The sequence below is a fragment of the Streptomyces violaceorubidus genome (genome assembly GCF_000717995.1).
GTDB lineage: Bacteria > Actinomycetota > Actinomycetes > Streptomycetales > Streptomycetaceae > Streptomyces > Streptomyces violaceorubidus.
On sequence record NZ_JODM01000002.1, the window covers coordinates 476,193 to 490,589 of the forward strand.

9 protein-coding genes are annotated in these 14,397 nt (G+C 71.5%); 6 read left to right on the forward strand and 3 right to left on the reverse strand.

The window, feature by feature from the left end; genetic code table 11:
• Nucleotides 1–329 precede the first annotated feature (329 nt).
• Nucleotides 330–1,850: a glycoside hydrolase family 3 protein gene (locus tag IE94_RS0106095; protein ID WP_030179309.1), complete on the forward strand. Its 1,521-nt coding sequence runs from the start codon at nt 330–332 to the stop codon at nt 1,848–1,850.
• A gap of 187 nt (nt 1,851–2,037) precedes the next feature.
• On the opposite strand, the gene hemE is transcribed toward IE94_RS0106095, so the two are convergent.
• Entirely contained in the window at nt 2,038–3,105 is a 1,068-nt protein-coding gene (hemE, locus tag IE94_RS0106100; RefSeq protein WP_030179311.1) for a uroporphyrinogen decarboxylase, read from the reverse strand.
• 195 nt (nt 3,106–3,300) lie between these two features.
• On the opposite strand from hemE, the gene IE94_RS0106105 reads away from it, so the two are divergent.
• The 5 genes from IE94_RS0106105 (at nt 3,301) to IE94_RS0106125 (ending at nt 10,028) form a co-directional block, all read left to right on the forward strand.
• Nucleotides 3,301–3,990: a DUF3000 domain-containing protein gene (locus IE94_RS0106105; protein WP_037921844.1), complete on the forward strand. Its 690-nt coding sequence runs from the start codon at nt 3,301–3,303 to the stop codon at nt 3,988–3,990.
• Nucleotides 3,991–4,279: 289 nt separating this feature from the next.
• The gene (locus IE94_RS0106110) at nt 4,280–4,942 is read left to right on the forward strand and encodes a response regulator transcription factor (protein WP_003972894.1); all 663 of its coding nucleotides are present in this window, start codon (nt 4,280–4,282) and stop codon (nt 4,940–4,942) included.
• 206 nt (nt 4,943–5,148) lie between these two features.
• Nucleotides 5,149–6,435, forward strand: coding sequence for a ribonuclease D (locus IE94_RS0106115; protein WP_030179316.1), 1,287 nt, complete (start codon nt 5,149–5,151; stop codon nt 6,433–6,435).
• A 249-nt stretch (nt 6,436–6,684) separates the two neighbouring features.
• Entirely contained in the window at nt 6,685–7,902 is a 1,218-nt protein-coding gene (locus IE94_RS0106120; protein ID WP_030179318.1) for a thiolase family protein, read from the forward strand.
• Nucleotides 7,899–10,028 (forward strand): 3-hydroxyacyl-CoA dehydrogenase NAD-binding domain-containing protein, encoded by a 2,130-nt coding sequence (locus IE94_RS0106125; RefSeq protein ID WP_030179320.1) that lies wholly within the window; start codon nt 7,899–7,901, stop codon nt 10,026–10,028. Before IE94_RS0106120 ends, IE94_RS0106125 begins: the two co-directional genes overlap by 4 nt.
• 85 nt (nt 10,029–10,113) lie before the next feature.
• Here the strand turns inward: IE94_RS0106125 and IE94_RS0106130 are convergent, their stop codons facing one another.
• Both IE94_RS0106130 and IE94_RS0106135 read right to left on the reverse strand, forming a co-directional pair.
• Nucleotides 10,114–12,855: a bifunctional glycosyltransferase/CDP-glycerol:glycerophosphate glycerophosphotransferase gene (locus IE94_RS0106130; RefSeq protein WP_030179322.1), complete on the reverse strand. Its 2,742-nt coding sequence runs from the start codon at nt 12,853–12,855 to the stop codon at nt 10,114–10,116.
• A 50-nt stretch (nt 12,856–12,905) separates the two neighbouring features.
• Entirely contained in the window at nt 12,906–14,381 is a 1,476-nt protein-coding gene (locus IE94_RS0106135) for a glycosyltransferase family 2 protein (RefSeq protein WP_030179324.1), read from the reverse strand.
• Between the last annotated feature and the right edge of the window lie 16 nt (nt 14,382–14,397).

The window sequence follows — 14,397 nt, forward strand, 5'->3', positions numbered from 1 at the left end:
GGTGGCAGCGGGGCCCGCTCGCGGCACGGGGCGGGAGCGGGGCGAGGTCCGGGGTGGTCGTCACGGAGGTCGTGGTACGGAAGTCGTCGCCGCGGCGGCGGTCGCGCAGTCCGGCCGCGGCAGGCGTCCGGCGCGGAAACTGGTGTCACATCCGTCCCTCGCCGAACTTGCGCCTCACAATGGACTAGACCAAGTGAGGGTGTCAACACCCGTTTCCCCTGGGCGAGTTGTTACTTCCCAGTTCAGCGGAGGGGCCTCTTGACACGTCTGGGTAACCTGAACGCGCACCGACTTGGTCTATACCAAGAACCATCCGAAAGGCGCGGCCGATGTCCTCCAGCAAGCACAGCAGCGAGTTGCGTCGGCTCGCGCTCTCCGTTCTCCAGCCGGGGTTCACGGGCACCGAGGCCCCCGACTGGATCCTGCGCGACATCGGCGACGGACTGGCCTCCGTCGTGCTCTTCTCCCGCAACATCGTCTCCACCGAGCAGGTCGCCCGGCTGACCGCGCGACTGCGCGCCGAGAACCCCGACCTGATCGTCGCGATCGACGAGGAGGCGGGCGACGTCACCCGCATCGAGTCCGCCACCGGGTCCTCCCGGCCGGGCAACTTCGCCCTGGGCACCGTCGACGACGCGGCGCTGACCGAGGCCGTCGCCGCCGACCTCGGCCGACAGCTGCGCACCGCCGGGGTGAGCCTCGACTACGCGCCGAGCGCCGACGTCAACTCCAACCCGGACAACCCGATCATCGGTGTGCGTTCCTTCGGCTCGGACCCCGAAGTGGTCTCCCGGCACACCACCGCGTGGATCCGCGGGCTCCAGTCGTCGGGCGTCGCCGCCTGCGCCAAGCACTTCCCCGGCCACGGGGACGTCGCCGTCGACTCCCACCACGACCTGCCCGCCTACCCGGCCGGGCGGGACGAGATCGCCGCCCAGGCGCTGCCCCCGTTCCGGGCCGCCGTCGCGGCCGGCGTGCGTGCCGTCATGAGCGGCCACCTGCTCGTGCCCGCCTACGATCCCGACCTACCGGCCACGCTGAGCCGTCCGATCCTGCACGGCCTGCTCCGCGGGGAGTTGGGCTTCGACGGCCTGATCGTCAGCGACGCCATCGAGATGGGCGCCGTCACCCGCCGGTACGGCATCGACGGCGCCACCGTGAAGGCGGTCGCCGCCGGTGTGGACGCCGTCTGCGTGGGCGGCGAGAGCGCCGGGGAGGACACCGTCGCGCTCCTGGTCAAGGCGCTGACCGCCGCGGTGACCGGCGGGGAGCTGCCCCAGGAGCGGCTGGCCGAGGCGGCGGACCGGGTAGGGGAGTTCGCCCACTGGTCGGCCGGGCTGCGGAGGGCCGGGGCTGCCCAGGAGGCGGCCGGGGACGGCATCGGCCACGTCGCCGCCCGCCGGGCCGTGCGGCTCACCGGCGCCGCGCGGGCCGCCCTGCCGCTGACGGCCGCGCCGCACGTGGTCGAGCTGGCGCCGGTGACCAACATGGCCATCGGCAAGGAGACCCCGTGGGGCGTGGCGGAACCGCTGCGGGAGCGGCTGCCGGGGACGACCTCCGTGCGGGTGCGCGGGCAGGAACTGGAGGAGGGCACGGTGGCGCTGGACAGCTGCGCCCTCGAACCGGCCGTGGGACGCCCGCTGGTGATCGTCGCCCGCGACGCGGCCCGGCACGCCTGGATGAACCGTGCGGTGGCCGGTCTGACCGCCGCCCGCCCGGACGCCATCGTGGTGGAGATGGGCCTGCCGGGCACCACCACCGCCGCGGCAGCCCAGATCTTCACCCACGGCGCGAGCGCGGCCTCGGGGGTGGCCGCGGCGGAGGTTCTCACGGACGTGGCCCCGGGCTGAGCCGAGGCGCCCGCAACGGAGTGCGCCGGCGCGGCGAGGCACTCGGACCGGAGTGCGCCCGGCACGGCGACGCTCTCGCACACCCTGCCACCGGCCGGGCCCCAGCACCGCGGACAGAGCGCGCCGGCACGCCCCGCGCCCACACACGTGGCCGCGGGCCGGACCGGAGCGCCGGCAGTGGAGTGCGTCAGCGCGCGGTCTGCGTGTGGACGTACTCCACGAGACGGGTCAGCGCGTCCGGGTCGGTGGTCGGCAGGACGCCGTGGCCGAGGTTGAAGACGTGGCCCTCCAGGCCCGCCGCCGCGTCCAGGACCTCGCGGGCCTTGGTCTCGACCGCCTCCCGGCCGGCGAAGAGGACGGCCGGGTCCAGGTTCCCCTGGAGCGCCTTGCCGGGGCCGACGCGGCGGGCCGCCTCGTCCAGCGGGACCCGCCAGTCGACGCCGACGACGTCCGCGCCCGCCTCGCCGAGGAGGCCGAGCAGCTCGCCGGTGCCGACGCCGAAGTGGATGCGCGGCACGCCGTGCCCGGAGACGGCGTCGAAGACCTTGCGGGAGGCGGGCAGCACCGAGGCGCGGTAGTCCGCGGGGGACAGCGCGCCGACCCAGGAGTCGAAGAGCTGGACGGCGCTCGCGCCCGCCTCGATCTGCACCTTGAGGAAGGCGGCCGTGATGCCGGCGAGGCGGTCCAGGAGGTCGGCCCACAGCTGCGGGTCGCCGTACATGAGGGCCTTGGTGTGCTCGTGGTTGCGGGACGGACCGCCCTCCACGAGGTAGCTGGCGAGGGTGAACGGCGCGCCCGCGAAGCCGATCAGCGGGGTGGCGCCCAGCTCGCGGGTGAGCAGGCCGAAGGCCTCGGTGACGTAGCTGACGTCCTCGGGCGTGAGGTCGCGCAGCCGTGCCAGGTCCGCGCGGGTGCGGATCGGGTTGGCGATGACCGGGCCGACACCTGGCTTGATGTCGAGGTCGATGCCGATGGCCTTGAGCGGGACCACGATGTCGCTGAAGTAGACCGCCGCGTCCACGCCGTGCCGGCGCACCGGCTGGAGCGTGATCTCGGCGACGAGTTCCGGCCGCATGCAGGACTCGAGCATCGGGATGCCCTCGCGCGCCTTCAGGTACTCCGGCAGTGAGCGCCCGGCCTGCCGCATGAACCACACGGGGGTGTGCGGCACCGGCTCACGCCTGCACGCCTTGAGGAACGCGGAGTCGTACGTGGCGGTCGGCTGCTGGCCCGCGGGGCTCTGGTTGGCACTCACACCGGCAAGTCTCGCATGCCCCCCGGACGGCACCGGACCACGGGTGGGCGCGCTCCCGGGGCACGATCGGGCGGCCCACCGCGTACGGGTGGGCGGCTCCCGCGCGCCCCCGCGGGACCGCGTGATCCGGACATCGCGTCCGCACGCGGGTGTCCCTCCCTGCGCGGGGCCGCCGTTCCGCTTAATGTTCCCCGCATGGCTGCGGCTCAGGGACGACTGTCGGACGGCGCTGGCGGAATGGACGACGCGAAGGGGACCGAGGAAGAGGCCCGGCACAAGGGGAGTCACAACGGGAGTACGACACCGCCGGCCTTCACGGCCGCCGTGGAGGCGCTGCGCGCCGCGCGGCTGCGGCCGCAGATCGAGGTGGAGGCGACCCGCGCACCGCAGCGGCTCGCCCCGCACGCCTACGCGCTGGAGGCCGCGGTCGTCGACGGCGACGAGGATCTGGCCGACGGGCGGCTGGTGCTGCTGCACGACCCGGCCGGGCACGAGGCCTGGCACGGGACCTTCCGCCTGGTGACGCTGGTCCGTGCCGAGTTGGAACCGGAGATGGCGGCGGATCCGCTGCTGCCGGACGTGTGCTGGTCCTGGCTCACCGGCGCGCTCCAGGCGCGCGGGCTGACCTACGGCGAGGCCAGCGGCACGGTCACGCGTGCGAGTTCCCACTACTTCGGCGGGCTCTCGGCGCGCCCGTCCGCCTCGCAGATCGAGATCCGGGCGTCCTGGACACCGCGCGAGGGGCTGGGCGGCGTCCCGGACACCGCGGCGCACCTGTCCTCGTGGTGCGATCTGCTGGCCCAGGTCGCGGGCCTGCCCCCGGCGGCGCCGGGCGACGCCTCGATCGTGACGCTGCCGCAGCGGCGCGGTCCGCAGTCGCGCTGACTCCACCAGCCGTCGTTCATCGTTCCGGGCGGGGGGCCCGCACGCCCGGAGGAGGTTCCGTCACTTTGTCGACACGGCCACTTTCGGGCTCGTATCGACAAAGTGCGAAACCGTTCGATCTTCGAATGATCGACAGCGTGTCCGAATTGCTCGGATTGTTACTCACCAGATCGTGATCATTCTCTAAAGGCGGACGCGTTCGGTGCCGAAGACGACTGTGACCTTGAAAGCACGGTTCGTCCCGGCTTCCCCCATGAGCCGGCCCCGTCCCCGCACCCCAGGAGGCCTGGTGTCCGTTCTCCTCGAGCAGCCTGCAAGCCTGGTCGCCTACCGCCCGAACAAGCCGACCGCCATGGTGGTCGTGGCCGACCCCCGCGTCCGTTCCACCGTCACCCGCCACCTGTGGGCGCTCGGTGTGCGCGACGTCATCGAGGCCTCGTCCGTCGCGGAGGCTCGTCCCCGCATCGGCAACCCCCGCGACATCTGCGTCGCGGACGTCCATCTCCCCGACGGCTCCGGCCTGACCCTGCTGTCGGAGACCCGCGCGGCGGGCTGGCCCAACGGGCTCGCCCTGTCCGCCGCCGACGACATCGGCGCGGTCCGCAACGCCCTCGCCGGCGGCGTCAAGGGTTACGTCGTCACCGGCACCCGTACCAACGTCGGCCTCCCCACCCGGCCGGGCGCGGCTCCCATCGGCGCCGCCGCCGCCCGTCTGCACCGCCGCCCCCCGGGGGCCCCGAGCCACCCGGGCGGCTACCGCGAGCTGTCCGGCCGCGAGGTGGAGGTGCTGCGGCTGGTTGCCGAGGGTCAGTCGAACAAGGCGATCGGCGTCTCCATGGGCCTGTCCGCCCTGACCGTCAAGAGCCACCTGGCCCGCATCGCCCGCAAGCTCGGCACGGGCGACCGTGCCGGCATGGTCGCGGTGGCCCTGCGCACGGGCATCATCCACTGACCGCCTCCCTCCGCCCCCACGGCCCGCCCACTCCCCCGTTCCGCTCCCCCACTCCCCCCACTCCGCCTCTCTCCCTGTTCCCCCACTCCCCGACCCGGCTTTGTGAAGCCGAGGTTTCACCGACCTGACTGGTTTACGACCCCCCGAAGCCCGCCGACGGAACGTTCCGTCGGCGGGTTCGGTCGATCCACCGATACCCTTGACAGGTGACCGACGCCCACGAAACCGCAGCAGACCGTCCACTGCGAACCACCGGAGGCGCCCCTCCGGACGACGCCGGATCTTCTGCGAGTCAGGCGCCGACCCCCTTGCTCGAACCGCGCGAGGGCATTCCGCCGGTGATCGCCGACGCGGACGCCCTCGCCGAGGTGACCGCCGCCTTCGCCGCCGGGAGCGGCCCCGTCGCCGTCGACGCCGAGCGCGCCTCCGGGTACCGCTACGGCCAGCGCGCCTACCTCGTGCAACTGCGCCGCGCGGGTGCGGGCACGGCGCTGATCGACCCCGTGGCCTGTCCCGATCTCTCCGGTCTCGGCGCCGCGATCGCCGACGCGGAGTGGGTGCTGCACGCGGCCACCCAGGACCTGCCGTGCCTGCGGGAAATAGGGATGGTGCCCACCCGCATCTTCGACACCGAGCTGGCCGGGCGGCTCGCCGGGTTCCCGCGTGTCGGCCTCGGCGCGATGGTGGAGAACGTCCTGGGCTTCGTCCTGGAGAAGGGGCACTCGGCCGTGGACTGGTCCACGCGCCCGCTGCCCGAGCCCTGGCTGCGCTACGCCGCGCTCGACGTGGAGCTGCTGGTCGACCTGCGGGACGCCCTGGAGAAGGAGCTGGACCGCCAGGGCAAGCTGGAGTGGGCCCGGCAGGAGTTCGACGCGATCGCCTCGGCCCCGCCGCCCGAGCCGCGCAAGGACCCGTGGCGTCGTACGTCCGGCATGCACAAGGTGCGCAGGCGCCGCCAGCTGGCCGTGGTGCGGGAGCTGTGGCAGGCCCGGGACCGCATCGCGCAGCGCCGTGACGTCTCCCCCGGCAAGGTGCTCGGGGACGCGGCCATCGTCGAGGCCGCGCTCGCGCTGCCGCCCAACGCGCACGCGCTGGCCGCGCTGAACGGCTTCGGGCGGGTGAACCGCCGGCAGCTGGAGCAGTGGCAGGTGTCGGTCGACCGGGCCAGGGCGCTCTCCGAGTCGCAGCTGCCGCAGCCCGGCCAGCCGGTGACCGGCCCTCCGCCGCCGCGGGCCTGGGCCGACAAGGACCCGGCCGCCGCCGCCCGGCTGACCGCGGCCCGCGCGGCGGTGACGGCGCTGGCCGAGCGCCTCGGCATGCCCCAGGAGAACCTGATCACGCCGGACACGGTGCGCCGGGTCTGCTGGGAACCGCCCGCGACGGTCGACGCCGAGTCCGTGGCCGCGGCACTGGCCGGACACGGGGCCCGGCCCTGGCAGGTGGAGCAGGTCACCCCGGTGCTGGTGACGGCGCTGAGCCGGGACGCGGTGTAGCAGGAGCGGCGGATTCCGGCCAAGCTCCCGGGACCCGTCCCGGGACAGGCGCCCGGCCGGCCGGTCTCCCGCCGGTGCGACGATCGGCGTGCCGGTGGTGTGCCGATCGGGTGCCGGTCGGTGTGACCTTCACCGCTCCCGCCGGGGGGACTGGGCAGCTACGTTACTCATAAGTAGCATGGGGCTGAGCGCGCGCTCAGTGCATGCGTGCCGCAGCAGTGCCATCCCGCACCCTGGAGGAGAGCCATCGTGCCTCGTACCGTCAGGGACGTCGTCTTCGTCGACGGCGTCCGCACCCCGTTCGGCAAGGCGGGCCCGAAGGGCATCTACCACGAGACCCGCGCCGACGACCTGGTCGTGAAGGCGATCCGGGAGCTGCTGCGCCGCAACCCCGGTCTCGACCCCAAGAAGATCGACGAGGTCGCCGTCGCCGCGACCACGCAGATCGGTGACCAGGGCCTGACCATCGGCCGCACCGCCGGCATCCTGGCGGGCCTGCCCACCTCGGTCCCGGGCTACTCCATCGACCGCATGTGCGCGGGCGCCCTGACCGCCGTCACCACCGTGGCCGGCTCCGTGGCCTTCGGCGCGTACGACGTCGCCATCGCGGGCGGTGTCGAGCACATGGGCCGCCACCCGATGGGCGAGGGCGTGGACCCGAACCCGCGGTTCGTCAGCGAGAAGCTGGTCGACGAGTCCGCCCTGTTCATGGGCATGACCGCCGAGAACCTGCACGACCGCTACCCGAGCATCACCAAGCAGCGCGCCGACGAGTACGCGGTGCGCTCGCAGGAGAAGGCCGCCAAGGCGTACGCCAACGGCCGGATCCAGGCCGACCTGGTGCCGATCTCGGTGCGCCGCACCAACGAAGAGGCCGGCGAGACGGGCTGGGGCCTGGTCACCGCCGACGAGCCGATGCGCCCCGGCACCACGCTGGAGAACCTGGCGGGCCTCAAGACGCCGTTCCGCGTGCACGGCCGGGTCACCGCGGGCAACGCGGCCGGTCTGAACGACGGTGCGACCGCCTCCCTCATCGCGAGCGAGGACTTCGCCCGCGAGAACGGCCTGCCGGTCAAGATGCGTCTGGTCTCGTACTCCTTCGCGGGCGTCGAGCCGGAGGTCATGGGCTACGGCCCGATCCCGGCCACCGAGAAGGCCCTCGCGCAGGCGGGCCTGTCGATCTCCGACATCGGCCTGTTCGAGATCAACGAGGCCTTCGCCGTCCAGGTCCTCGCCTTCCTGGAGCACTACGGCATCGCCGACGACGACGCGCGCGTCAACCAGTACGGCGGCGCCATCGCCTTCGGCCACCCGCTGGCCTCCTCGGGCGTCCGCCTGATGACGCAGCTGGCCCGCCAGTTCGAGGAACAGCCGGACGTCCGCTACGGCCTGACCACCATGTGCGTCGGCTTCGGCATGGGCGCGACGGTCATCTGGGAGAACCCGCACTTCGAGGGGGACAAGTGAGCACCACCGCAGAGCTGCTGAAGGGTGCGGCCGAGCTGTTCCCCGGCGAGGTCGTCACGCAGGCGCACGTACGCCACTTCGACCTCCCCCTGGGCGTCGGGCGCTTCGCCCTGATCACCCTGGACAACGGCCACGACCACACCAAGCCGACCACGCTCGGCCCGCAGTCGCTGGCGAACATCGACGCCGCCCTCGACCGGGTCGAGAAGGAGGCCGCGGACGGCGACATCGTCGGCGTCGGCGTCACCGGCAAGCCGTTCATCTTCGCCGTCGGCGCCGACCTCAAGGGCGTCGAGCTGCTGAAGCGGCACGAGGACGCGCTGGCCATCGGCAAGGGCGGCCACGACGTCCTCAAGCGCCTGGCGAACCTCGCGGTGCCGTCCTTCGCGTACTACAACGGCGCGGCCATGGGCGGCGGCGTGGAGATCGGCCTGCACTGCACCTACCGCACGGTCTCGGCGGCCCTCCCGGCCTTCTCCCTCCCCGAGGTCTTCCTCGGCCTGGTCCCCGGCTGGGGCGGCTGCACGCTGCTGCCGAACCTGATCGGCGCCGACAAGGCCGTCTCGGTGATCATCGAGAACAGCCTCAACCAGAACAAGCAGCTGGGGGGCAAGCAGGTCTTCGAGCTGGGCATCGCGGACGCGATCTTCGAGGGCGCCGACTTCCTGGAGCAGTCGCTGATCTGGACGGCGTCCGTCCTCAAGGGCGAGATCACCGTCGAGCGTCCGCTGATCGACCGCGGCGAGGCCTGGGACCAGGCCGTCGCCAAGGGCCGCTTCATCGCCGACGGCAAGGTGCACGGCGCCGCCCCGGCCGCCTACCGCGCCCTGGACATCGTCGCCGCCGCCAAGAACGGCGACCTCCAGCAGGGCTTCGACGCCGAGGACCAGGCCCTCGCCGACCTCATCATGGGCGGCGAACTGCGCTCCGGCATCTACGCCTTCAACCTGGTCCAAAAGCGCGGCAAGCGCCCGGCGGGTGCGCCCGACAAGTCGCTGGCCCGCCCGGTCACCAAGGTGGGCGTCGTCGGCGCCGGCCTGATGGCCTCGCAGCTCGCGCTGCTGTTCCTGCGCCGCCTGGAGGTCCCGGTCGTCCTGACCGACATCGACCAGGAGCGCGTCGACAAGGGTGTGGGCTACGTCCACGGCGAGATCGACAAGCTGCTCGGCAAGGGCCGGGTCAACCAGGACAAGGCCAACCGCCTCAAGGCCCTGGTGACGGGTGTCCTGGACAAGGCCGAGGGCTTCGCGGACGCCGACTTCATCATCGAAGCGGTCTTCGAGGAGATGGGCGTCAAGCAGAAGGTGTTCGCGGAGGTCGAGGCGGTGGCGCCCGCGCACGCCGTCCTGGCCACCAACACCTCGTCCCTCTCCGTGTCGGAGATGGCGTCGAAGCTGAAGCACCCCGAGCGGGTCGTCGGCTTCCACTTCTTCAACCCGGTCGCGATCCTCCCGCTGCTGGAGATCGTCCGCGGCGAGCAGACCGACGACGCGGCCCTGGCCACGGCGTTCGGCGTCGCCAAGAAGCTGAAGAAGACCGCGGTGCTGGTCAAGGACGCCCCGGCGTTCGTGGTCAACCGCATCCTGACCCGCTTCATGGGCGAGATCCAGAACGTCATCGACGAGGGCACCCCGGTGCCGGTGGCGGAGAAGGCGGTGGAGCCCCTCGGCCTGCCGATGTCCCCGCTGGTCCTGCTGGAGCTGGTCGGCCCCGCGATCGGCCTGCACGTCTCGGAGACCCTCAACCGGGCCTTCCCCGAGCGCTTCACGGTCTCCCCGAACCTGAAGGCGGTCGTCGAGGCGGGCAAGCGCGGCTTCTACGTCTACGACAGCGGCAAGCCGGAGCTCGACCCGGAGGTCGCCGCGCTGCTGAAGCAGGGCGACACCGTCCTGACGGAGGAGCAGGTCCGCGCCCGCGTCCTGGACGCGGTGGCCCAGGAGATCGGCCTGATGCTCGACGAGGGCGTCGTCGCCGAGGCCCAGGACATCGACCTGTGCCTGATCACCGGCGCCGGCTGGCCCTTCCACCTGGGCGGCATCACGCCGTACCTGGACCGCGAGGGCGTCTCGGAGCGGGTGAACGGGAAGCCGTTCCTGGAGGCGGGCGTGGCGAGCGTGCCCGCGTAGCGGTTCCGTCACCGAAGGGCGTGGGGCGCCCGCGGACCGGCTGTGGCCGGTCGCGCGGGCGCCCCACGCCCCTTTTCGCCCCCTTCTAGCCGTCCGACGCGGCGAGTTCGGCGATGGCGGCCGTCGCGCGGGCGCAGTTGTCGCGGTCCTCGAAGGCGAAGAAGGCGCGCGCCCGGTAGTCGTACTCCGGTTCGCGGACGCACCCGTTGCCGAGGTAGCGGATCACCTCGGTCACCACTTCCTCGACGTTGCCGCACACCGGGCCGAACCCGTCGTACGCGGCCTCGAAGTACCCCTTCCTGGCGTGCTTCGCCCAGTACTCGTCCGGGTCGAACCGGGCGTAGACGAGCGGCGTGCCGAGGTAGGCCATGTCGAAGTGGACCGAGGACCAGTCGGTGATGAACAGGTCGCACTGGCGCAGCGCCGTCTGCACGCTGACCTTGGTCTGGTCCAGGCGCTGCACCCGGGGATGGTCCGGGACCACTCCCTCGATCATGTTCCGCATCTCGTAGTGCGGGAGGAAGTCGAGCACGTAGTCGTAGTGCTCCAGTGCCTCCATCAGCTTCGGGTGGCGCAGCAGCTGCACCATGAACGCGCGGTAGGTCGACTCCCGGAAGATCTCGTCGACCGCGTCCTTGTCGGCCCCGTCCTGCTGGAGGTAGGAGGGGATCGTCAGGTACTTGCGCCAGGTGGGCATCAGCAGGATCCGCCTGCGGCCGCGGTCCGGCTGGAGGGCGTCGAAGCGCGGGAAGCCCAGCGCCTTTGCCTGGTCGCCGTAGTGCATGTGCTCGGCGAAGTACTGGGCCTCCCGGTCACTGGTCGCGAACACCAGGTCCACACCGGTCCGGTTGCGGTGCAGCGCCTTGCTGCCGTCCTCGTCCGTGACCCCGTGCTGGAGGAAGACCCGCCGGGCGCCGATGCGCCAGTTGAGGTGCTTGAGGTACTTCGTGCGGTCCCAGCCGTCGGGGAGCATGTACGAGTCGATGTCGTAGGCGTTGATGAGCAGCGAGGCGTGCAGCATGAGGAGCTTGTGCTTCCAGGAGCTGTGCGCCACCACGTTCCCCAGGCGCTTCAGCTTGGCCCGGTCGGCGCTGCCCTTCTCGATGACGTAGTAGGCCTTGCGGCGGCGCTCGTGCTGACGCAGGTAGGTGAACAGGTGCAGGCTGTTGTCCTGCGCGGTGTCCCTGCGCTCGCCGATCAGCCAGATCTCCTTGCGGCGGTAGAACCGGAGCGTGGCCCGCCGGATGGCGCGAGCGCGCCAGAAGGGCGCCTTGCGCTTCTTCTGGTCCTGGTCCAGGCCTTCGAGGAACTCCTCCCAGTCCTTGTCCCCGTCCCGGCCCCGCGCCTCCCGTACGACCAGTACGGCGTTGTCCTTGCCCTTCGACAGCGGAAGGACCCAGCGGTCGGCGACCTTCATGGGCCGGGCGCTCCGCAGCATCGCCGTGGTGGTCATGCACGGGCGCGAGACATCACGGCCGGAGGTGCAGAAGACCAGCTTCAGCGGGAACTCGCCGTCCCCCAGCGCGCCCGCGGGTACGACCGCCTCGAATCCGCCCCAGGCGAGGTCGTCGCGGGTAGCCAGCAGGTCACTGCGCCAGACCTGCCGTGCGGGCACCATCTGACCGCTCTTCTCCACCCACAGCTGCATGCGGTTGCGCATGGGCCGGCCCATCGGGAGCCCGTTGAGGACGAACCGCCCGGCGACGAGGACTCCGCCGGACTCCGGGTCCGCCTGGATGCGTTCCACGTGCACGCTGGTGGAGGAGACCTTCGTGAGCGGCAGCAGCGCGCTCGGCACCGCCACGTCGAGGTAGAGGTCGCCGCCTCGTCCGTACACGCCGCCGATCGCCTGGTCCGGACGGGCGAAGAGCTCGTACCAGTTCATGTACATCGCGAGGAACGGCACCCGGTGGCGTGCGTCGTGGGTGGAGGCCAGGACCGCGTCGGGTGTCACCAGCGTGTAGACCGCGCGGGCCCGCTGGAAGAGCTGGAAGAGCTCCTCCTCCGGCAGGACCTGCGGCGCGCGCAGCGCGAACCCCTGGTAGCTGCGCACCAGGAACCGGTTGAGGACCTCCTGCCGGTGGCCGGAGAGGCGGGAGCGGAGGGTCATCAGGTACTCCTCCAGGAGGAGGTGGTCCCAGTAGTTCGCCGTGCGCTCCCACAGCTTGTCCATCGTGGAGTCCTCGGCGGCGCGCTTGCGGTACTTGTAGACCGTGCTGGGCACCATGGCGATGCGATCCGCGAGCAGCATGGCGGGCACCGAGAAGAACGCGTCCTCGAAGTGCACGCCTTCGCGGAACCTGATGTTGTTCGCGCGGATGAACTCGATGTCGAAGAGCTTGTGGCAGGCGCTTCCGCCGTGGATCATCTCCGGGATGTTCTCGATCCCGGGGTGCACCTGGACCTGCTTGCCGAAGTAGCGCAGCCAGGGCCAGTTGGTCTCCTCCGGGAAGGTCTCCATCCGGCCGATGGTGAGCGGCACCCGCTCCTTCACCGCGGTCCGCCACATGGTTTCCAGGGCGTCCTCGGGCAGTACGTCGTCGGAGTCGCAGAAGGTGATGTAGCGGGCGCTGACCAGGTCCATCCCCGCGTTCCTGGCCCCGCCCGCCTTGCCCTCCGCGTGCACGAACGCCCATACGTTGGGGTGCCGGGCCGCGAATTCGGCCGCGATGGCGGCCGAGCTGTCGCTGCTGCCGTTGTCGACCAGGACCACCTGGCAGCGGTCGAAGATCGTCTGCCGGGCCAGCGAGTCCAGGCACTCCGGGAGGTATCTCTCCACGTTGAAGATGGGGACGACGACGGCGACGGCGTAGAGGGGTTCGAACACGAATGACTCCTGATTTCTGACGAATACCCCATTTCTGGAGCGGGCGCTGATCAGTGCTGGCCGGACTCGACGACCAGGTGGGCGTTCCCGCCCTCGGCAGTGATCCGCGCGAGGCCGTGGAATCCGTTGACGGGCGGGTTCTGGGCCAGGGCCGGGGAGACGGCGCAGGGGCGCGAGACGTCCCGGCCCCGGGTGCACACCACGAGGCGCACGGGGAAGGAGCCGGCCGGGAACTGCCGGGGGTCGACCGTGACGCTGAAGACCGCTCCCGCCTGGTCGGGCCGGTCGTGGGAGTGCCCGTGGTTCACCGCAGGAAGGGTCGTTCCGCTGCGTTCGAACCAGACCTGCAGTTCCAGCCCGGCCAGCAGTTCGTCGGGGATGCCGTTGACCGAGAAGCGGCCGTGGATCACCGCCGTCCCGCCGTCGCCCGCGGAGACGCCCTCGATGTGGGCCGGGACGGACGTGACCTTCGTGAGCGGCAGTCCCCACGAGGTCCCCGGGTAGTCGACGTAGAGGTCGCCCTCACGGCCGTAGACCGGGCCGAGCACCGAAGCAGGACGGTAGAAGAGGTCGAAGTCGCCGAGGTGCAGCGCCAGGTACGGGAGCCGGTGCCTGGTGTCGTGGGTGCTGCGCGCGAACTGCTCGGAGGTGATCCCCCAGTAGAGGGCGCGGCAGCGCTCGAAGAGCTGTCGGCAGTCGGCCTCCCCGAAGACGTGCGGCGCCCTCAGCAGGAAGCCCTGCATGCTGCGGATGAGGAACCGTTCCAGCGTCTCCTGCTGGTACGGGGTGAGGGTCTGGCGCATGGCCGCGAGGTACTCCAGCATCACCAGCTGGTCGGCGTAGTTCTGCGGGAGGTCCCAGATGGTGTCCATGACGGAGGTGCCGTCGCCGCGCCTGCGGTACTCGTAGACGGGAGCGTCGACCAGTGCGATGCGCTCCGAGAGCAGCAGCGCGGGCTGCGAGACGTAGGCGTCCTCGAAGGCGGTGCCGGTACCGAAGCGTATGCCCTGGGAACGCAGCAGATCGAGGTCGAAGATCTTGTTCCAGCAGGATGCCGAGTGGATCAGGTCGGGGATGTCGACGACGCTGCTCACGGTCTTGACGTTCTTGCCGAAGTACTTGTGCCACGGTGCCTTGACCGGCTTCGGGACGTGCTTCTCCCGCCCCACCACGACCGTGGCCCTCGTCTTGACGATGGTGTTCCGGAGCACTTCCAGGGACCGCTCGGGCACGATGTCGTCGGCGTCCCAGAACACGATGTACGGCGTCGTCGCCATGTCCATGCCCAGATTGCGCGCGTCCCCGGCCCGGCCCTCGGGCTGGGCGACCAGGTCGACGTTGGCGTGCCGGTCGGCGAACTCGCTCGCGATCGCCACCGACTGGTCGGTGCTGCCGTTGTCGACGAGGATCACACGGGCACGCGCCAGAGCCGTCTGCGCGGCCACCGACTCCAGGAACGCGCCGAAATGGTTCTGGACGTCGCGGAACGGCACGACGACCGTCACGTCACGGTTGGCCTGGGACATATTTCCTCCTGGAACA